General features: G+C 62.2%; 14 protein-coding genes. 2 read left to right on the plus strand and 12 right to left on the minus strand.

The genetic code is table 11. The features are described 5' to 3' along the window. Window positions 1-41: 41 nt before the first annotated feature. The 12 genes from PSH59_RS16815 to leuC all read right to left on the minus strand — a co-directional run bounded on the left by PSH59_RS16815 (window position 42) and on the right by leuC (window position 14,079). Window positions 42-695, minus strand: a complete 654-nt coding sequence (locus tag PSH59_RS16815; protein WP_248082261.1) for an SPOR domain-containing protein — start codon at window positions 693-695, stop codon at window positions 42-44. Then, window positions 679-1,986, minus strand: coding sequence for a bifunctional tetrahydrofolate synthase/dihydrofolate synthase (gene folC / locus PSH59_RS16820; RefSeq protein ID WP_305393249.1), 1,308 nt, complete (start codon window positions 1,984-1,986; stop codon window positions 679-681). The genes PSH59_RS16815 and folC overlap by 17 nt, the downstream gene beginning before the upstream one ends. After that, window positions 1,983-2,903 (minus strand): acetyl-CoA carboxylase, carboxyltransferase subunit beta, encoded by a 921-nt coding sequence (accD, locus tag PSH59_RS16825; protein ID WP_248082265.1) that lies wholly within the window; start codon window positions 2,901-2,903, stop codon window positions 1,983-1,985. Before accD ends, folC begins: the two co-directional genes overlap by 4 nt. A 245-nt stretch (window positions 2,904-3,148) precedes the next feature. Next, window positions 3,149-3,781, minus strand: a complete 633-nt coding sequence (locus PSH59_RS16830) for a phosphoribosylanthranilate isomerase (protein ID WP_248082267.1) — start codon at window positions 3,779-3,781, stop codon at window positions 3,149-3,151. Window positions 3,782-3,844: 63 nt separating this feature from the next. After that, complete coding sequence (gene truA, locus PSH59_RS16835) at window positions 3,845-4,669, minus strand: tRNA pseudouridine(38-40) synthase TruA (RefSeq protein WP_305395307.1); 825 nt, start codon at window positions 4,667-4,669, stop codon at window positions 3,845-3,847. 156 nt (window positions 4,670-4,825) lie between these two features. Then, window positions 4,826-7,390: a FimV/HubP family polar landmark protein gene (locus tag PSH59_RS16840; RefSeq protein ID WP_305393250.1), complete on the minus strand. Its 2,565-nt coding sequence runs from the start codon at window positions 7,388-7,390 to the stop codon at window positions 4,826-4,828. A gap of 163 nt (window positions 7,391-7,553) precedes the next feature. Further along, the gene (locus PSH59_RS16845; protein ID WP_305393251.1) at window positions 7,554-8,564 is read right to left on the minus strand and encodes an aspartate-semialdehyde dehydrogenase; all 1,011 of its coding nucleotides are present in this window, start codon (window positions 8,562-8,564) and stop codon (window positions 7,554-7,556) included. A 233-nt stretch (window positions 8,565-8,797) separates the two neighbouring features. Continuing rightward, the gene (gene asd / locus PSH59_RS16850; protein WP_017530189.1) at window positions 8,798-9,910 is read right to left on the minus strand and encodes an aspartate-semialdehyde dehydrogenase; all 1,113 of its coding nucleotides are present in this window, start codon (window positions 9,908-9,910) and stop codon (window positions 8,798-8,800) included. 64 nt (window positions 9,911-9,974) lie between these two features. Further along, complete coding sequence (gene leuB / locus PSH59_RS16855; RefSeq protein WP_248082281.1) at window positions 9,975-11,057, minus strand: 3-isopropylmalate dehydrogenase; 1,083 nt, start codon at window positions 11,055-11,057, stop codon at window positions 9,975-9,977. 53 nt (window positions 11,058-11,110) lie between these two features. Then, window positions 11,111-11,875 (minus strand): class I SAM-dependent methyltransferase, encoded by a 765-nt coding sequence (locus tag PSH59_RS16860; RefSeq protein WP_305393252.1) that lies wholly within the window; start codon window positions 11,873-11,875, stop codon window positions 11,111-11,113. A 130-nt stretch (window positions 11,876-12,005) separates the two neighbouring features. Then, the gene (leuD, locus tag PSH59_RS16865) at window positions 12,006-12,650 is read right to left on the minus strand and encodes a 3-isopropylmalate dehydratase small subunit (RefSeq protein WP_248082292.1); all 645 of its coding nucleotides are present in this window, start codon (window positions 12,648-12,650) and stop codon (window positions 12,006-12,008) included. Between the two features lie 10 nt (window positions 12,651-12,660). After that, window positions 12,661-14,079, minus strand: coding sequence for a 3-isopropylmalate dehydratase large subunit (gene leuC / locus PSH59_RS16870; protein WP_248082294.1), 1,419 nt, complete (start codon window positions 14,077-14,079; stop codon window positions 12,661-12,663). A gap of 140 nt (window positions 14,080-14,219) precedes the next feature. On the opposite strand from leuC, the gene PSH59_RS16875 reads away from it, so the two are divergent. Further along, window positions 14,220-15,110, plus strand: a complete 891-nt coding sequence (locus PSH59_RS16875) for a LysR family transcriptional regulator (protein ID WP_248082296.1) — start codon at window positions 14,220-14,222, stop codon at window positions 15,108-15,110. Window positions 15,111-15,176: 66 nt separating this feature from the next. Continuing rightward, window positions 15,177-18,452 carry an EAL domain-containing protein gene (locus tag PSH59_RS16880; RefSeq protein WP_305393253.1) on the plus strand — a complete coding sequence of 1,092 codons (3,276 nt, stop codon included), beginning with the start codon at window positions 15,177-15,179 and terminating at the stop codon, window positions 18,450-18,452. The last annotated feature ends 19 nt before the right edge of the window (window positions 18,453-18,471 follow it).

Here is an 18,471-nt window from a genome sequence, read left to right on the forward strand (position 1 = left end):
GCGAGCGCCCTCCCACACGCGCACCGAGTGATCGGCTTGAATCAGCCGCGCTCGGGCTGGAAGCGGGTCACGAACCCCTTAAGATTCTGCTGACGATCCAGCAGGTCGCGCAGGCGATCCGCCTCGGCGCGCTCGATCAGCGGCCCAATAAATACCCGGTTCTTGCCATCGGCACTGCGGATATAAGCGTTGTAGCCCTGGGCGCGCAGCTTCTTCTGCAAAGCGTCGGCGCCTTCGCGATTGCCCAGGCTGGCGACCTGGATCGACCAACTGATCGGTAAACCATTCGGGTCGATCCGGCTCTGCCCCACATCCGGCTTGCCCGGCGCAGCAGGCTGCGGTGCAACCGGCTTGGGCGCAGGTGTCGGCACAACGGGCTTGGCAGCCACGGCAGGTGCAGGCTTGACCACCGGCACGCTTGGTTGCACCGGCATCGACGGCGCCTGTTGCGCAGCCACTTCCTCATCGGTCGGCACCGGCTCTTCCTCGGGCAGGGCCTGGGGCTCAGGCACCACCACCGGCTCGACCTGCACCTGCGGCACCGCCGGGGCCTGCGGCGCTGCCGGAGCCTCGACGACAACCTGGCGCTGCTCATCCTGACGGGAAAACAACATCGGCAGGAAAATCACCGCCAACGCCACCAGGACCAGAGCCCCAACCATTCGCTGCTTGTATGCGCTATCCAGTAATGCCATGTGCAGCTTCCTCCGTGGAGCGCCGGGCCAACCACTCGAGCGCCTCGGCAACACAATAAAATGATCCGAACAACAGAATCTCGTCCTCGGCCGTGGCTACTGCGCACTGCGCTTCAAGAGCCGCCGTGACGCTTGCATACGACGCCACCATTGCACCAAGGTTCTGCAACGCCACCTGCAACTCAGCCGCCGGACGACTGCGCGACGTATCCAGCGGCGCGACCGCCCAAGCCTGAACGCAGCCCAACAATGGCGCAACCACACCGTCCAAGTCCTTGTCCGCCAACAAACCGAACACCGCCAGGCGACGCCCGACCGGGGGCGTATGCGCCAAACGCCGCGCCAGGTAGTTGGCTGCATGGGGGTTATGCCCCACGTCGAGCAACAGGTTCAGACGCTTGCCTTGCCACTCGAACGCCCGACGATCCAGGCGTCCGACCACCCGGGTCGCCAGCAAGGTCGCGACAATCTGCTCGGCGTTCCACGGCAGGCCCAGCAACAGATAGGCTTGCAGCGCGAGCGCGGCGTTTTCCATCGGCAGGTTGAGCAAGGGCAAATCGCGCAGCTCGACGAGCTGGCCGTGCGCATCGCGCCCACGCCATTGCCAGTGCTGCTCGCCGATCTCAAGGTCGAATTCGCGCCCGCGCAAAAAGAACGGGCAGTCCAACTCACGCACCTTGTCCAGCAACGGCGGTGGCGGGTCCAGGTCGCCGCACAGCGCCGGCTTGCCCTGACGGAAGATCCCGGCCTTTTCGTAGGCAACAGATTCGCGGGTATCGCCCAGATAATCAGCATGGTCCACGCCGATGCTGGTGACCAGCGCCAGGTCCGCATCCACCACATTCACCGTATCCAGACGCCCACCCAGGCCCACTTCCAGCACGACCACATCCAGTTGCGCACGCTCGAACAGCCAGAACGCCGCCAGAGTGCCCATTTCGAAGTAAGTCAGGGAAGTGTCGCCGCGGCCGGCATCCAGTGCGGCAAAGGCTTCGCAGAGTTGCTCGTCAGTGGCTTCGACGCCATTGAGCTGCACCCGCTCGTTGTAGCGCAGCAGGTGCGGCGAGCTGTACACGCCCACTTTCAGCCCTTGGGCTTGCAGCAGCGCAGCGACAAAAGCGCAGGTAGAGCCTTTGCCGTTGGTGCCGGTCACCGTGATCACACGCGGTGCCGGCTGGCCCAACCCGAGGCGGGCCGCTACCTGTTGCGAGCGCTCCAGGCCCATGTCGATGGCGGACGGATGCAACTGCTCAAGGTAGGCGAGCCACTCGCCCAGGGTACGTTGGGTCATAGGTTCGCAGGCACCGGCGGCACGACGATTGGCTCGACTTTAGGCGCGACGTACACCGGCGTCGGCAGGCCCATCATTTGCGCCAGCAGGCTACCCAGACGTGGACGCAGCTCGCTACGCGGGATAATCAGGTCGATCGCACCGTGCTCCAGCAGGAACTCGCTGCGCTGGAAGCCTTCGGGCAGCTTTTCGCGAACGGTCTGCTCGATCACGCGCGGACCGGCAAAGCCGATCAGGGCCTTCGGTTCGCCGACGATCACGTCGCCCAGCATCGCCAGGCTTGCAGAAACGCCGCCGTAGACAGGGTCGGTCAAGACAGAGATAAACGGAATGCCTTCTTCGCGCAGACGCGCCAGTACCGCAGAGGTCTTGGCCATTTGCATCAGGGAGATCAAGGCTTCCTGCATGCGCGCACCGCCGGAAGCGGCGAAGCAGATCATCGGGCAACGGTTTTCCAGGGCGTAGTTGGCGGCGCGAACAAAGCGCTCACCGACGATGGCGCCCATGGAGCCGCCCATAAAGGAGAACTCGAACGCCGACACAACAACAGGCATGCCCAGCAGCTTGCCGCTGACGGAGATCAACGCGTCCTTCTCACCGGTCTGCTTTTGCGCAGCGGTCAGACGGTCCTTGTACTTCTTGCCGTCGCGGAACTTGAGACGGTCAACCGGCTCCAGGTCAGCGCCCAGCTCTTGACGGCCATCGGCATCGAGGAAGATATCGATGCGCGCACGGGCGCCGATACGCATGTGGTGGTTGCACTTAGGGCAAACGTCCAGGGTCTTTTCCAGCTCCGGGCGGTACAGCACCGCGTCGCAGGAAGGGCACTTGTGCCACAGACCTTCAGGAACCGAGCTTTTTTTCACCTCGGAACGCATGATCGAAGGGATCAGTTTGTCTACTAACCAGTTGCTCATGCTTTCTTTCTCCAGTACCGGTGGCTTGAACACAGCCCCGCGTATGCCCTTGAGCTAAATTCATATGTGGCGATGACACAGAGTAGACGGGGTCAGACGTTCGACCTGCCATTTCCAGCCTGTATCCTCAGCCTTCCAGACAACCTGCCAGCGCAGGGTTGCCACTTCTGTTTCCAGGCCACCCACAGGCGGCGCCGGGCTGTTTTACACAGTGGTAGTTATGGACGGCGGCAGACTGCCAGCCGTCACATCCCCGCACCGCTGTTGCGCACTGCATGCATGAACGCGTGAATCTTGCCGTGATCCTTGATGCCTTTGCCCTGCTCCACTCCACCGCTGACATCCACCGCATACGGGCGAACCTGCTCGATGGCCGCCGCGACATTCGCGGGGGTGAGCCCACCAGCCAGGATGATCGGTTTGCTAAGCCCCTCGGGAATCAGCGACCAATCGAATGCCTCACCCGTGCCCCCCGGCACACCTTCGACATAAGTATCGAGCAGAATCCCGCGCGCGCCGCCATAAGCGGCACAGGCGGCGGCGATATCATCCCCGGCCTTGACGCGAAGCGCCTTGATGTACGGGCGCTGATAGCTTTCGCATTCGTCGGGACTTTCATCGCCATGAAACTGCAGCAGGTCCAGCGCTACAGCATCCAGGGTTTCGTTGAGCTCGCAACGGCTGGCGTTGACGAACAAGCCCACGGTGGTCACAAAGGGCGGCAGCGCGGCGATGATCGCCCGCGCCTGCAACACATTCACCGCCCGCGGACTCTTGGCATAAAACACCAGGCCGATCGCATCCGCACCCGCCTCGACTGCCGCCAGCGCGTCTTCTATGCGGGTAATCCCGCAAATCTTGCTGCGAACGGCTGACATGTGGTGAAAACCTCAGGAGTATGCCGAGAAAGTCCCGGATGGTAACAAAAGCTTTTAAGGGCGTCAGCCGCCAAGTTCGCTGAAGCCGGTGAGGAAGTGCGGCCCGATAAAGCGTTCCGGCAATTCGAACTCGTCACGGTACTCCACGTCCACCAGATACAGGCCAAACGGGTGAGCCGTCACCCCACCGGTACGACGAATGCGACTCTCCAGCACTTCTTTGGCCCACTCCACGGGACGCTCGCCGGTACCGATGGTCATCAACACGCCGGCGATGTTACGCACCATGTGATGCAGGAACGCGCCGGCGCGGATGTCCAGCACAATCATCTTGCCGTGGCGGGTCACCCGCAGGTGATGGACCTCCTTGATCGGCGACTTGGCCTGGCACTGGCCGGCACGGAACGCACTGAAGTCATGCACGCCCACCAGATGCTGCGCAGCCTCGGCCATGCGCTCTGCATCCAAGGGGCGGTGGTTCCAGGTGATTTCTTCGTTAAGGTGCGCCGGACGGATCTGGTCGTTATAGATCACATAGCGGTAACGCCGGGCAATCGCCTTGAAGCGCGCATGGAAATGCGCAGGCATCACCTTGGCCCAAGTGACGCTGACGTCATGGGGCAAATTGATATTGGCGCCCATGACCCACGCCTTCATCGTGCGTTCGGCCTGGGTATCAAAATGCACCACTTGGCCACACGCATGAACCCCGGCGTCGGTGCGCCCGGCGCACATCAGCGAGACCGGTGAATCGGCAACCTTGGACAGGGCCTTCTCCAGGGTTTCCTGCACCGTCAGCACGCCCGACGCCTGGCGCTGCCAGCCGCGATAGCGCGAGCCTTTGTATTCCACGCCCAGGGCGATGCGGTAAAAGCCTGCGGCCGCCATTTCGGCGGCCGCGTTATCTATATTTGCCAAGAACTGAGAGCCTGATGAGTTGCGCAAAGGCGGCCATTATAGAGCGACACGCCGCAGACGCCATGGGTGGGTGTGTATAAGGCAAAACGGCGACCCGAAGGCCGCCGCAGCGTCAGTTACCGGGTTTTATGCCAACCGGCTGAGCATTTCCTTGGCCTCGCCGCGCTGGGACTCATCCCCTTCGGTCAGCACTTCGGCGAGGATATCTTTCGCGCCATCGGCATCACCCATGTCGATGTAGGCCTGGGCCAGGTCCAGCTTGGTGGAGACCTCGTTGGTGCCGGAGAGGAAATCGAACTCTGGTTCATCATCACCCAGCGCCGCGTCTTCAGCGGTAAAGGTCGGCTCGATCGGCGGGTGTTCCAGGCTCTGGGACAAGCGATCCAGCTCAGCGTTGACGTCATCGAGTTCCGACGCAAAGGCGTCGGGCGTAGCCGCTGCATCCGGCTCGTCCGCCAGGGACAGGTCAAAATCTTCCGGCAGGTCGAAATCGTCCAGTGCCGCAGGCGTAAGGGTCGGCGGCTCGACTGCCGGGACGTCCTTCATCTCCTCTTCCAGGCCCGAAAGGAAGTCGTCATCCGATTGCGCCGATGCCGGTGCGTCCAACTGCAGGTCCAGGTCGAAGTCGGACAAATCATCCGGGCTCGCCTTGGCTTCGGTTTGCTGCGCCAGCACCGATTCAAAACTCAGCTCGTCGTCCAGATTGGCCGGTGACGCGGCTTCCAGCTCATCCAGGCTCAGATCAAAATCCGTATCGAGCGCGTCCGGCTCAGGTGCAGGGGCAACCGGCTTGTCTTCCAGCAGTTCCTTGACGTACTGAGCGTCGAGGGCGGCGGCGGCCACCGCGGCACTAACACCCGCCGCCACGACCGCCATGGCCGGGAAGCGCGACTTGAGTTGCTCGACCTGGGCGTGGTTTTCACCATTGGCCACCAGTTGGCGCTCCTGAGTCACGAAGCCGTCCTTGTCGCTTTGCAGGCCGTAGACTTCCATCAGTTTCAAGCGCAGGTCGCTGCGCTTGGGCTCGTGCTTGATTGCCTGCTCCAGCACATCGGCGGCCTGGTTAAGGTGACCGCGATCAATATGGGATTGTGCCTGGGCCAGCGCGTCATTGGCGTTTTGCGGGGCCACGGCCACCGCCAACGGGGCGAGCACGGAGGCAACGGTAGGCGCCGCGACGGCAGGCTCAACGACGGGTGTCGGAGCCGGAGCCGGCGCGGCCGCCAGCTTTACGCTGGGAGGCGAGACCTCCAGACCCTCAAAGCTGTCCGGTGGCAGGTCCTGTTGGATGTCCGAGCTGAACAGCGGCTCTTCGGCCAGGGCCCGCGCCATGCGCAAGTGCTTTTCCTCTTCGCGGCGCGCATTGCGATGACGCGCCCACAGCAGCAGAAGCAACAACACCAGCAGACCCGCTGCGCCGCCGATGACACCGAGGACGACAGGGTTGGTCAGCAGCTCGTCGAACTTGCCTTGTGTGGTGTCTGCAGCGGCGACCGGCGTTACCGGCTCCGCTGCCGGCGCAGCAGGCGTCGGCGTGGCGACCGGCGCAGCGGGTGTCGCTGGGGCGGCCGCCGGGTCACTTGCCAATTGGGCGGGCATCGCCGTCGTGGCTTGCGCCGCCGGGTCAGCTTTTTCCGCCTGCAGGCGGGCCAGTTGATCGTTCTTCAGTTGAATCAGCTTTTGCAGCTTGTCCAACTGGCTCTGCAAATCGGCTGCGCGGCTTTTCAGCTCTTCATTGTCGCGGCGAGTGGTGTCCAGTTGTTCCTGGGTCATCGCCAGCTTGTCGCTCAAGACCTGGCTGTCACCGGCCTTGCCTTTGCCGCCCTTCCTGGCCGCTTCGGCCGAGACCAGGCTCAGGTTGTCCTGGGCATTGGTGGTCGATGGGGCGTTGCCCGCTTGAGCGCGCTTGGTCGCATCCAGTTGCTGCTTGCCGGCTGCCGGGTTATTGGCCGCGCGGCGGCCCTGACGCCAAGCCTCGTTCTGCGCACGAACCTCAGCAATCGCACGGGGTTGCGGCAACGCGGTACTTTGCACGGTGTCGGGCAGGCGCAGCACCTGGCCGGTTTTGAGGCGGTTGATATTGCCATCGATAAAGGCGCCCGGGTTGAGTGCCTGGATGGCCAGCATGGTCTGCTGGACCGAGCCACCATTGCGGTACTTCTCGGCAATTTCCCACAAGGTGTCGCGAGAAGAGGTGGTGTGCTGGGCCGGTTTGCTCACGGCAGGCGTGGCGCTGGCGGGCGCACTCAAGCGTGGAGCCGGCGCGGTGGCGCCTGGAGCGGACGGGTCGAACTTGGCAGGATCCAGCAATACGCTGTAATCGCGCATCAGGCGGCCGTTGGGCCACTGCACCTGCAGCAGGAAACGGACGTAGGAATCGGGCAGCGGCTTGCTGGAGGTGACCCGCACCACGCTGCGGCCGCTGGGGTTGATCACCGGGGTAAACGTCAGGTCGTTGAGAAACGCCTGGCGATCCACGCCGGCATCCACAAATGCCTGGGATGAAGCCAGGCTCGGGGTGATCTCGGACGCCGTGAGGCCGCCGACATCGAGCAATTCGATTTCCACCGACAAGGGCTGGTTCAACTTCGACTTGAGGGTCATTTCCCCCAGCTGCAGCGCCTGCGCCATACCGGAGGACAGCGCCGAGGCGGCCGCTATTGCTAACACCAGTTTGCGAACTTGAACCATAGCCTCATCCTTTGTTTGAACACTCCCCGGCCTGCGAGAAGGTTGGTAACCGCTTGCCATAAGGCATGGCGAGCCGATAGGTCACCGACGCGCAACTGTTCCTGCTTGGGGCCAAGCATAGCGCCTGGTTAGAATCAATCTACAAATTGCCGCCAAGTATCTTTTACGCAAGGCCTTTTATCAACAACTGCGCCAGCTGCACAGCGTTAAGCGCCGAGCCCTTGCGTACGTTATCTGACGTCAACCACAGATTTAGTTCCGCCGGGTCATCCACACCGGCGCGAACCCGGCCTACATACACCACGTCCTGCCCCACTGCATCGCCCACGGCGGTTGGGTAATCCCCCTCCTCCACCCGCTCGATACCTGGCGCACTGTCCAACGTGCGGTTGACCGCCGCCAGGTCGACCGGCGCGGCCAATTGCAACGACACAGTCAGGCTATCGCCAAAAAACACCGGGGCTTGAACGCACGTCGCGGAAATCTTTAGCGAAGGTAAATCCAGAACCGCACGAAGTTCATGTACGAGACGCTTCTCAAGTGCCGTATGACCTTGAGCATCAGGCGTGCCGACTTGGGCCAGGAGATTGAAGGCCATCTGCCGATCAAAGAACGTCGGCTCCAGAGGGCGCACGTTCAGCAGCTCCGCCGTCTGACGAGCCAGTTCACTGACCGCCTCGCGACCTTGGGCCGACACCGCCAGGTTGGCGGTAACGCTGACACGCTGGATGTCGAGCAAACCGCGCAACGGTGCCAGCACCACCGCCAGGTGAGTGGCGCACGGGCTTGGGCTGCTGAGCAGGAACGGTTTTTTCAGGCCTTTGAGGACGTGAGCGTTGGCCTCGGGCACTACGCCAGGCGCCTGATCGGCGGGCAAGGCACCCGACAAGTCGATCACCGAGCAGCCGGCCGCCACGGCACGTGGGGCGAAACTCAGGGTCACCGCCGGGCCTGCAGCGAAGAACGCCAGTTGTGCCTTGCTGAAGTCGAACTCATCGACTTCCTTGACCCGCACGTTCTTGCCGCGAAACGGCACCGACGCACCGGCAGAGTTATTGCCCGCCAGCAAATACAGGGTGCCCACCGGAAACTTCAGCTCTTCGAGAATCTGCACCAGGGTTTCACCGACGGTGCCGGTGGCGCCGATCACGGCGATTTCAAAGGTCTGGGTCATGGGGGCTGCCTCGGGCATTGCGGGGGGAGCGGCACTTTACCGGGTGGCTGGGGGTGAGGCAATTAGCCTGGGGCCTGGGGTGCGGCCGATCGCCGTGTCGGGGCATGGATATCCGCAGCTTGATCTGCGAACACCTTCGCATATGGGAGGGGCTTGCCCCCGACAAGGCTCGAAAAAACAATAAAAAACCCGCGCCTGTCACCAGAGCACGGGTTTGTCGAGACAGGCAGCGATCAACGCTCCAGCAAAATCCGCAGCATGCGGCGCAGCGGCTCGGCCGCGCCCCACAGCAACTGGTCGCCAACCGTGAACGCGCCGAGGAACTGGCTGCCCATGTTCAGCTTGCGCAGGCGGCCCACCGGTACATTCAGGGTGCCGGTGACCTTGGTCGGGCTCAGCTCCTGCATGCTGATGTCGCGGTTGTTCGGCACCAGCTTGACCCACGGGTTGTGCTGGCTGATCAGCCCTTCGATATCGGCGATTGGCACGTCTTTGTTCAACTTGATGGTCAGTGCCTGGCTGTGGCAGCGCATGGCGCCGATGCGCACGCAGATACCGTCCACCGGGATCGGGCTCTTGAAGCGACCGAGGATCTTGTTGGTCTCGGCCTGGGCCTTCCACTCTTCACGGCTCTGGCCGTTCGGCAGCTCCTTGTCGATCCAAGGGATGAGGCTACCGGCCAATGGCACGCCGAAGTTTTCGGTCGGGTAGGCATCGCTGCGCATCGCTTCGGCCACACGACGATCGATGTCGAGGATCGCGCTGGCCGGGTCGGCCAGTTGATCGGCGACAGCGGCGTGGGTCGCGCCCATCTGCTTGATCAGCTCGCGCATGTTCTGCGCGCCGGCGCCGGACGCCGCCTGATAGGTCATGGCGCTCATCCACTCCACCAGACCGGCCTCGAACAGACCGCCCAGGCCCATCAGCATCAGGCTGACGGTGCAGTTGCCGCCGACGTAGTTCTTGGTGCCGGCATCCAGCTGCTGGTCGATGACCTTGCGGTTAACCGGGTCGAGGATGATCACCGCGTCGTCCTGCATGCGCAGGCTCGAAGCGGCGTCGATCCAGTAACCCTGCCAGCCGGCTTCGCGCAGCTTGGGGAAAACTTCGCTGGTGTAGTCGCCGCCCTGGCAGGTCAGGATCACGTCGAGGGTTTTCAGCTCGTCGATGCTGTAGGCGTCTTTGAGCGGAGCAATATCCTTGCCCACGGACGGCCCTTGGCCACCCACGTTCGAGGTGGTGAAAAACACCGGCTCAATAAGATCGAAATCCTGCTCTTCCAGCATCCGCTGCATGAGCACGGAACCGACCATACCGCGCCAACCGATCAGACCTACACGTTTCATCGCAACTACACCTTGTTAAAAAGTGGGCCGCCTTGCAGCAACAACTGCAAGCGGGCCCGAGAGATTACAGATTCCGCAGCGCGGCGACTACTGCGTCGCCCATTTCTTGCGTACCGACTTTGGTGCAACCCTGTGACCAAATGTCACCGGTGCGCAAGCCCTGGTCCAAGACCAGGCTCACGGCCTTCTCGATCGCGTCCGCAGCATCGCTGAGGTTGAAGCTGTAACGCAGCATCATCGACACCGACAAAATCGTCGCCAATGGGTTGGCAATGCCAAGGCCTGCGATATCCGGGGCCGAACCGTGGCAAGGCTCATACATGCCCTTGTTGTTGGTGTCCAGCGACGCCGACGGCAGCATGCCGATGGAGCCGGTGAGCATCGACGCCTGGTCGGACAGGATGTCGCCGAACAGGTTGTCGGTGACGATCACGTCGAACTGCTTGGGTGCACGCACCAGTTGCATGGCGGCGTTGTCGACGTACATGTGGCTCAGCTCGACGTCCGGGTAGTCCTTGGCCACTTCTTCGACGATTTCGCGCCACAGTTGGCTGGAGGCCAGCACGTTGGCTTTATCCACCGAGCAGACCTTTTTACCGCGCACACGGGCCATGTCGAAACCGACACGGGCGATACGGCGGATTTCGCTCTCGCTGTACGGCAGCGTGTCGTAGGCCTGACGCTCGCCGTTTTCCAACTCGCGCACACCCCGTGGCGAACCGAAGTAAATGCCGCCGGTCAGTTCCCGCACGATCAGGATGTCCAGGCCCGCCACCACTTCCGGCTTCAGGCTCGACGCGTCAGCCAGTTGCGGGTAGAGGATGGCTGGGCGCAGGTTGCCGAACAGGCCCAGTTGCGCGCGGATTTTCAGCAGGCCGCGCTCAGGGCGGATATCACGTTCGATCTTGTCCCACTTCGGACCACCCACCGCGCCGAGCAGCACGGCGTCGGCCGCACGGGCACGGTCCAGCGTCTCGTCAGCCAGAGGCACACCATGTTTGTCGATGGCCGCACCGCCGATCACGTCGTGGCTCAGCTCGAAGCCCAGGCTGTACTTGCTGTTGGCAAGTTCCAGGACCTTGACCGCTTCGGCCATGATTTCCGGGCCAATACCGTCGCCAGGGAGAATCAGAATCTGCTTGCTCATGCGTTCCTCATTTCATCAAGCGACCCGCCCGCAGGCAGGTCGGGAAAAATTAATCAGCGCTCGGCCCACACCACCAGCACGTCGGTGCTGAAGGTGCCGTCGGCTTGGATCTCGTAATAGTCGCGCACTTCCTGGCCCATCGCCTGCTGCAACTCAAGGATCGCGGCGCGCAACGCTTGCGGCGTGCGCATGCGCTCGACCCACGAGGTGTATTCCAGGCGCAGACGCTGGCGGGTGCTGTTGCGCACATGTAAACCGGCCTCACTGAGATGACGCATCCACTCGGCGGCGGAATAATCTCGCACGTGGCTGGTGTCGCGCAGCACTTCGACGGTTTGCAGGTAAGTGTCCAACAGCGGGCTGCCCGGCGACAAGACGTCGACAAACGCCGCCACGCCGCCTGGCTTGAGTACGCGGCGCACTTCACGCAGCGCCAGGCCGAGGTCGCTCCAGTGGTGGGCCGAATAACGGCTGAACACGAAGTCAAATTCGCCATCGGCGAACGGCAAGCGTTCGGCGGCACCGTTCACGGTGCTGATATTGGTGAACCCGCGTTCTTGCGCAGCGGCGGCCACCACATCAAGCATTTGCTGAGACAGGTCGTAAGCCACCACCTCTTTGACCAGCGGCGCGACGTGAAAACTCACATGACCGGCACCGCAGCCCAGGTCCAGCAGTCGCGCACCGCCCTGCCCGGCCAGTTCGGCCTGGAGCAGCGCGAATTCGGTGCCTTGGGCGTGCACGGCACTGCTCAGGTAGGCCGCGGCCTGTTCGCCGAATTGTTTTTGCACGACTTGGGTGTGGGCGGTGCTGGTCATGATGGACTTCCTCGGGTTTTGGGGTGTTTGTACGGCCGCTGTCGCAGGCAAGCCAGCGTCCACAGTTGGAATACATCCCCCCGTGGAAGCCGGGCTTGCCCGCGATGGGGCCCGCACGGTCTACCTCAAATCACGCGTCGCGAAACAACCAGGGCTGGCTGGCCCGGTGCCTGGCTTCAAACGCAGCAATCGCATCGCCGTCCTGCAAGGTCAGGCCGATATCGTCCAGACCATTGATCAGGCAGTGCTTGCGGAACGCGTCCACTTCGAAGTGGTACACCTTGCCGTCCGGACGGGTCACGGTTTGCGCGGCCAGATCGACGGTCAACTGGTAGCCCACCTCGGCTTCCACTTGTTTGAACAGTTCATCGACTTCTTCGTCGGTCAAGATGATCGGCAGCAGGCCGTTCTTGAAGCTGTTGTTGAAGAAGATGTCGGCATAGCTGGGCGCGATAATGCTGCGAAAGCCATATTCTTCCAGGGCCCACGGCGCGTGTTCACGGCTGGAGCCACAACCGAAGTTTTCCCGGGCCAGCAACACGCTAGCGCCCTGGTAACGTTCGGCGTTGAGCACGAAGTCCTTGTTAAGCGGGCGCTTGGAGTTGTCCTGGTAGGCGTAGCCCACGTCAAGGTAGCGCCACTCGTCGAACAGGTTGGGGCCGAAACCGGTGCGCTTGATCGACTTCAAGAACTGCTTGGGGATGATCTGGTCGGTGTCCACGTTGGCACGGTCCAACGGCGCGACAAGACCTGTGTGTTGGGTAAAAGCTCTCATCGGGTATTCCTCAGATCAATTCGCGAACGTCGATGAAACGACCGTTAACGGCGGCGGCGGCGGCCATGGCCGGGCTGACCAGGTGAGTACGCCCACCGGCCCCCTGACGCCCTTCGAAGTTACGGTTGGACGTGGACGCGCAGTGCTCGCCCGACTCCAGGCGGTCCGGGTTCATTGCCAGGCACATGGAGCAGCCCGGCTCGCGCCATTCAAAACCGGCTTCGAGGAAAATCTTGTCCAGCCCTTCGGCTTCGGCCTGCGCCTTGACCAGACCCGAGCCCGGCACCACGATCGCCTGCTTGATGGTGGAGGCCACTTTACGCCCCTTGGCGATCACAGCGGCGGCGCGCAAGTCTTCGATCCGCGAGTTGGTGCACGAGCCGATGAACACGCGATCCAACTGGATGTCGGTGATCGCCTGGTTGGCCTGCAAGCCCATGTATTTCAAGGCGCGCTCGATGGAGCCACGCTTGACCAGGTCGGTTTCTTTAGCCGGGTCCGGTACGTTCTGGTCGACCGCCAACACCATTTCCGGCGACGTGCCCCAGCTCACCTGCGGCTTGATCTGGGCCGCGTCGAGCTCGACGACGGTGTCGAACACCGCGTCGGCGTCGGACACCAGGTCCTTCCAGGCTTCAACCGCCGCATCCCAATCGGCGCCTTGCGGGGCGAAGGGGCGGCCTTTGACGTATTCAACGGTTTTTGCGTCCGCGGCCACCATGCCCACACGGGCGCCGGCTTCAATGGACATGTTGCAGATGGTCATGCGGCCTTCGATGGACAGGTCGCGAATAGCGCTGCCGGCAAATTCGATGGCATGGCCGTTACCGCCGGCGGTGCCGATCTTGCCGATCACGGCCAGCACGATGTCCTTGGCGGTCACGCCGAACGGCAACGTGCCTTCGACCTTGACCAGCATGTTCTTCATCTTTTTAGCGACCAGGCACTGGGTGGCGAATACATGCTCCACCTCAGACGTACCGATGCCATGGGCCAAGGCGCCGAACGCACCGTGGGTGGAGGTGTGGGAGTCGCCGCAGACCACGGTCATGCCCGGCAACGTGGCGCCTTGTTCCGGGCCGATCACGTGCACGATGCCTTGACGCACGTCATTCATCTTGAATTCGGTGATGCCATATTCATCGCAATAGTCGTCAAGGGTCTGTACCTGCAAACGCGATACGGTGTCGACAATCGCGTCGATGCCGCCCTTGCGCTCCGGTGTGGTCGGTACGTTGTGGTCCGGGGTGGCGATGATCGAGTCGACGCGCCAAGGCTTGCGCCCGGCCAGTCGCAGGCCTTCGAACGCTTGGGGCGAGGTCACTTCATGGATGATGTGACGGTCGATGTAGATCAGCGACGACCCATCATCGCGCCGTTTCACTTCATGGGAATCCCAAAGCTTGTCGTAAAGCGTTTTGCCGGCCATCAGTCGGTCCTCATCAGCGGTGTTTCTATGCGCCGGGCTTTTCAATAACCCTTTGGCTTGTGAGGCTGATGGTATGGCGCTACATTAAATAACTCAAATTCATATTTTTTATGCTTTGGATTACCAACTGGAATACCACCATGGACTTGGCCAACCTCAATGCTTTTATTGCCATCGCAGAAAGCGGCAGTTTCTCCGGCGCCGGTGAGCGCCTGCACCTGACTCAACCGGCCATCAGCAAACGCATCGCCGGTCTTGAGCAGCAGTTGAACGTGCGTCTGTTCGATCGTTTGGGCCGTGAAGTGGGCTTGACCGAGGCCGGGCGCGCCCTGCTGCCACGGGCCTATCAAATCCTCAACGTGCTCGACGACACGCGCCGCGCCCTCACCAACCTGACCGGCGAAGTCAGCGGCCGTCTGACCCTGGCTACCAGTCACCATATCGGCCTGCACCGCCTGCCGCCTGTGCTGCGCACCTTTACCCGGGAATACCCGAACGTGGCGCTGGATATTCAGTTTCTCGATTCGGAAGTGGCCTACGAAGAAATCCTCCATGGCCGCGCCGAAGTGGCCGTCATCACTCTGGCACCCGACCCGCATCACCTGGTGCGTGCCACCCCGGTATGGGACGACCCGCTGGACTTTGTGGTGGCGCCGGAACACAGCCTGATCAGCAACGGCGCCATCAGCCTGGCCGACATTGCCGGGCACCCGGCGGTGTTCCCCGGCGGCAATACCTTTACCCACCATATTGTCAGTCGACTGTTCGAGGCCCAGGGCCTCACGCCGAATATCGCCATGAGCACTAACTATTTGGAAACCATCAAGATGATGGTGTCCATCGGCCTGGCCTGGAGCGTGTTGCCGCGCACCATGCTCGACGAGCAGGTGGCAAGTATCGCTTTGCCAGGCATACAACTCAGTCGCCAGCTAGGCTATATCGTGCACACCGAAAGGACGCTGTCGAATGCTGCGCGGGCTTTCATGAGCCTATTGGATGCACAGGTGGATCTGCCAGGGATACAGGCATGACATTGTGCGGCCTCAGGTAGTGAGTCACACCGCGCTGTTTGCCCATCGAATCAAGGCCCTTTGATAATGCGCAACCCCGTTGATCCCGTGCCACCCCTGCCGCGCATCTACGCCCTGGATCCCCAAGCGGCCGAGCAAAGCTGGGACAGCGCCCCGCAATTGCTGGCGGCCCTCTATGCCGCTCGGCTGGGCGCATGGTCCTGGGAAATCGACACCGGCAGAATCAGTTGGTCCCGGGGCACCCAGGCGCTGTTTGGGTTTGACCCACGCCAACCGCTGCCCAAGGACCTGGATTACCTTGACCTGCTGGCGTCCAGCGATCGCGGGAAGGTTGTACGCGCCTTTCACGCGGTATTGGCAGGCGAGCCGTTCGAGCAGGCCATGCATCACCGTATCCAGTGGCCCGATGGCAGCTTTCACTGGCTGGAGATCAATGGCAGCCTGCTGCCGGACAAGACCGGTCGGCGCCGGATGATCGGGGTCATCCGCGAAATCACCCACCAGCGCGAACGGGAAAGCGCCCTCAGTCACTCCGAAAAACGCTTCGCTACGCTGTTTCACCTGTGCCCGAACATGGTGTTGCTCACACGTCAGTCGGACGGCCTGATCAGTGAAGCCAACCAGTATTTCGAGATGCTGTTCGGCTGGCCGCTCGCCAATGTGATCGGCCGTACCACCCTGGAATTGGGCCTGTGGCGTCACCCCGAGCAGCGCGCGCAGCTAGTCAAGGCCACCCAACGCAAGGGCGAGCCGATCAGCATGGAAGTGCAGTTTTGCGCCAGCAACGGCCAGATCCACGATGGCACGCTCAGCGCACAAAAGGTCGAGCTGGAGGGCGAGGCGTACCTGATCAGCACATTTCTCGACACCACCGAACGCAAAAATGCCGAGCAGGCACTCAAGGACAGCCAGGAACGCCTGGACCTGGCCCTGGACTCGGCGCAACTGGGCACCTGGGACTGGCACATCCCCAGCGGCATGCTCTACGGCTCGGCGCGCGCCGCCCAGTTGCACGGCCTGCCGCCCGAACCGTTCCATGAATCCTTCGAGGCGTTTTTCGAGGGCATGCCTGATGAAGAACGCGAGAGCATGCGCAATGCCTACCGCACGCTGCGCGAAGGCCCAGCCGGTAATTATCAACTGACCTACCGTGTGCCCATGGAAGACGGCACCTCGCGCTACCTCGAAAGCCGCGCCCGCCTTTACCGCGACGAGAAAGGCGCGCCGCTGCGGATGGCCGGCACCCTGCTGGATATCACCGACCAGGTGGAGCGCGAACAACGCCTGAGCGCCTCCGAAGAAAAATTCGCCAGCCTGTTCCAGGCCAGCCCGGACCCGATCTGCGTCACGCGCCTGGACAGCGCTGCGTTTATCGAGATCAACCCAGCCTTTACTCAGACCTTCGGCTGGACCGCCGCCGAAGTCATCGATAAAAGCGCCGACCAGATCGGGCTGTGGGAAGCCCCCCACCAGCGCCTGGAACGTATCGAACGGGTGATTCGCGAACAGGCGCTGAGCAATGTGGCCGTGGTGGTGCATCACAAAAACGGTCAGAGCCTGACCTGCATGATCTCCAGTCGCTTGATCAAGGTCGGCGACCAGCCATGCATCGTTACCACCTTGCGTGATATCACCCAGCAGCAACGCTCGGAGGCGGCACTGAAGGCCAGTGAAGAGAAGTTCGCCAAGGCCTTTCATTCCAGCCCCGACGCGATTTCCATCACCGAACGCGATACGGGCCGTTATGTGGAGGTCAATGACGGGTTCTGCCGCCTGACCGGCTACCGCGCCGAAGACGCGATCGGCCTCACCCTCTACCAGATCGGTATCTGGGCCGATGAGAACCAGCGCTCGGCGCTGTTGGCCGAGGTAACGATCAAGGGCCGCATTCATCACCTGGAAATGCTGTGGCGCAACAAGCGGGGCGAGTTGCTGGCCGTGGAAGTTTCGGTGGAGCCCATCACGCTGAATGAGACCCCGTGCCTGCTGCTGACGGCGCGGGACGTGAGCCTGCTGAAAAATGCCCAGGCGCAGATCCGTCACCTGGCCTACCACGACCCGCTGACCAACCTGCCCAACCGCGCACTGTTGATGGACCGCCTGAGCCAACAGATCGCCCTGCTCAAGCGCCATAACCTGCGGGGTGCGCTGCTGTTTCTCGACCTTGACCACTTCAAGCACATCAACGATTCCCTCGGCCATCCGGTGGGTGACACCGTGCTGAAAATCGTCACCGCGCGCCTCGAAGCCAGCGTGCGCATGGAAGACACCGTAGCGCGCCTGGGCGGCGATGAGTTTGTGGTGCTGCTCAGCGGCCTGGAGGGCACGCGCGCGCAGGTCAGCCACCAGGTGCAGGAACTGGCCGACACCTTGCGCGAATTGCTCTCGGAGCCGATGTTCCTCGATGGGCAGCGCCTGCAGGTCACGCCGAGCATCGGTGTGGCGTTGATTCCCGACCATGGCTCCACCCCGGCCGACCTGCTCAAGCGCGCCGACATCGCCCTTTACCGCGCCAAGGATTCCGGGCGCAACACCACGCAAATGTTCCACAACAGCATGCAAAGGACCGCCAGCGAGCGGCTGCGCATGGAAACCGACCTGCGCCTGGCCCTGGCGCGTGGCGAGTTCAGCGTGCATTACCAGCCCCAGGTGGATGCGCGCGGCAACAAGATCGTCGGCGCCGAGGCGCTGGTGCGCTGGCAGCACCCACAACTGGGTGCCCAGTCGCCATCCGAATTTATCAAAGTGCTGGAAGACAGCGGCCTGATCCTCGAGGTGGGCACTTGGATTCTCGATGAGGCCTGCGCCGCCTTTGAGCAGTTAATCGCCGACGGCCTGGTGGACCCGCTGAACTTCAGCCTGTGCGTGAATATCAGCCCCCGGCAATTTCGCCAGAACGACTTCGTGGAACGGGTGGAGCACAGCCTCAAGCGGCATTCACTGCCCTTCAGCTTGCTGAAACTGGAAATCACCGAAGGCATCGTGATTCAAAACCTGGACGACACCATCAATAAAATGCGCCGTTTGAAGAAGCTCGGCGTGAGCTTTGCGATGGATGACTTCGGCACCGGCTACTCGTCGCTGACCTATCTCAAGCGCCTGCCGGTGGATGCGCTGAAGATCGACCAATCATTCGTGCGCGATGCCACGCACGACCCCAACGACGCCGAAATCATCCGTGCCATTGTGGCCATGGCGCGCAGCCTGAACCTGGAAGTGATCGCCGAGGGCGTGGAGACCCTGGAACAACTGGCCTTTCTACAAAAGCTGGGGTGCCATTTATTCCAGGGGTATTTGCATAGCCGCCCGTTGCCGATAGAGCAATTCAGACGGTTACTCTGAAGCGTCGCGCTAAAGCCAA

This window comes from Pseudomonas sp. FP2309 (assembly GCF_030687575.1).
In the GTDB taxonomy this organism is placed as follows: Bacteria; Pseudomonadota; Gammaproteobacteria; order Pseudomonadales; family Pseudomonadaceae; genus Aquipseudomonas.

Bases quoted from the DNA above. Each gene is read 5' to 3' on its own strand.
- leuB (WP_248082281.1), bottom strand. From the start codon at position 11,057: ATGAGCAAGCAGATTCTGATTCTCCCTGGCGACGGTATTGGCCCGGAA.
- PSH59_RS16815 (WP_248082261.1), bottom strand. From the start codon at position 695: ATGGCATTACTGGATAGCGCATACAAGCAGCGAATGGTTGGGGCTCTG.
- PSH59_RS16830 (WP_248082267.1), bottom strand. From the start codon at position 3,781: ATGTCAGCCGTTCGCAGCAAGATTTGCGGGATTACCCGCATAGAAGAC.
- folC (WP_305393249.1), bottom strand. From the start codon at position 1,986: ATGACCCAACGTACCCTGGGCGAGTGGCTCGCCTACCTTGAGCAGTTG.
- leuD (WP_248082292.1), bottom strand. From the start codon at position 12,650: ATGAGAGCTTTTACCCAACACACAGGTCTTGTCGCGCCGTTGGACCGT.
- asd (WP_017530189.1), bottom strand. From the start codon at position 9,910: ATGAAACGTGTAGGTCTGATCGGTTGGCGCGGTATGGTCGGTTCCGTG.
- truA (WP_305395307.1), bottom strand. From the start codon at position 4,669: ATGGCGGCCGCAGGCTTTTACCGCATCGCCCTGGGCGTGGAATACAAA.
- PSH59_RS16880 (WP_305393253.1), top strand. From the start codon at position 15,177: ATGCGCAACCCCGTTGATCCCGTGCCACCCCTGCCGCGCATCTACGCC.
- PSH59_RS16840 (WP_305393250.1), bottom strand. From the start codon at position 7,390: ATGGTTCAAGTTCGCAAACTGGTGTTAGCAATAGCGGCCGCCTCGGCG.
- PSH59_RS16845 (WP_305393251.1), bottom strand. From the start codon at position 8,564: ATGACCCAGACCTTTGAAATCGCCGTGATCGGCGCCACCGGCACCGTC.
- leuC (WP_248082294.1), bottom strand. From the start codon at position 14,079: ATGGCCGGCAAAACGCTTTACGACAAGCTTTGGGATTCCCATGAAGTG.
- PSH59_RS16875 (WP_248082296.1), top strand. From the start codon at position 14,220: ATGGACTTGGCCAACCTCAATGCTTTTATTGCCATCGCAGAAAGCGGC.
- PSH59_RS16860 (WP_305393252.1), bottom strand. From the start codon at position 11,875: ATGACCAGCACCGCCCACACCCAAGTCGTGCAAAAACAATTCGGCGAA.
- accD (WP_248082265.1), bottom strand. From the start codon at position 2,903: ATGAGCAACTGGTTAGTAGACAAACTGATCCCTTCGATCATGCGTTCC.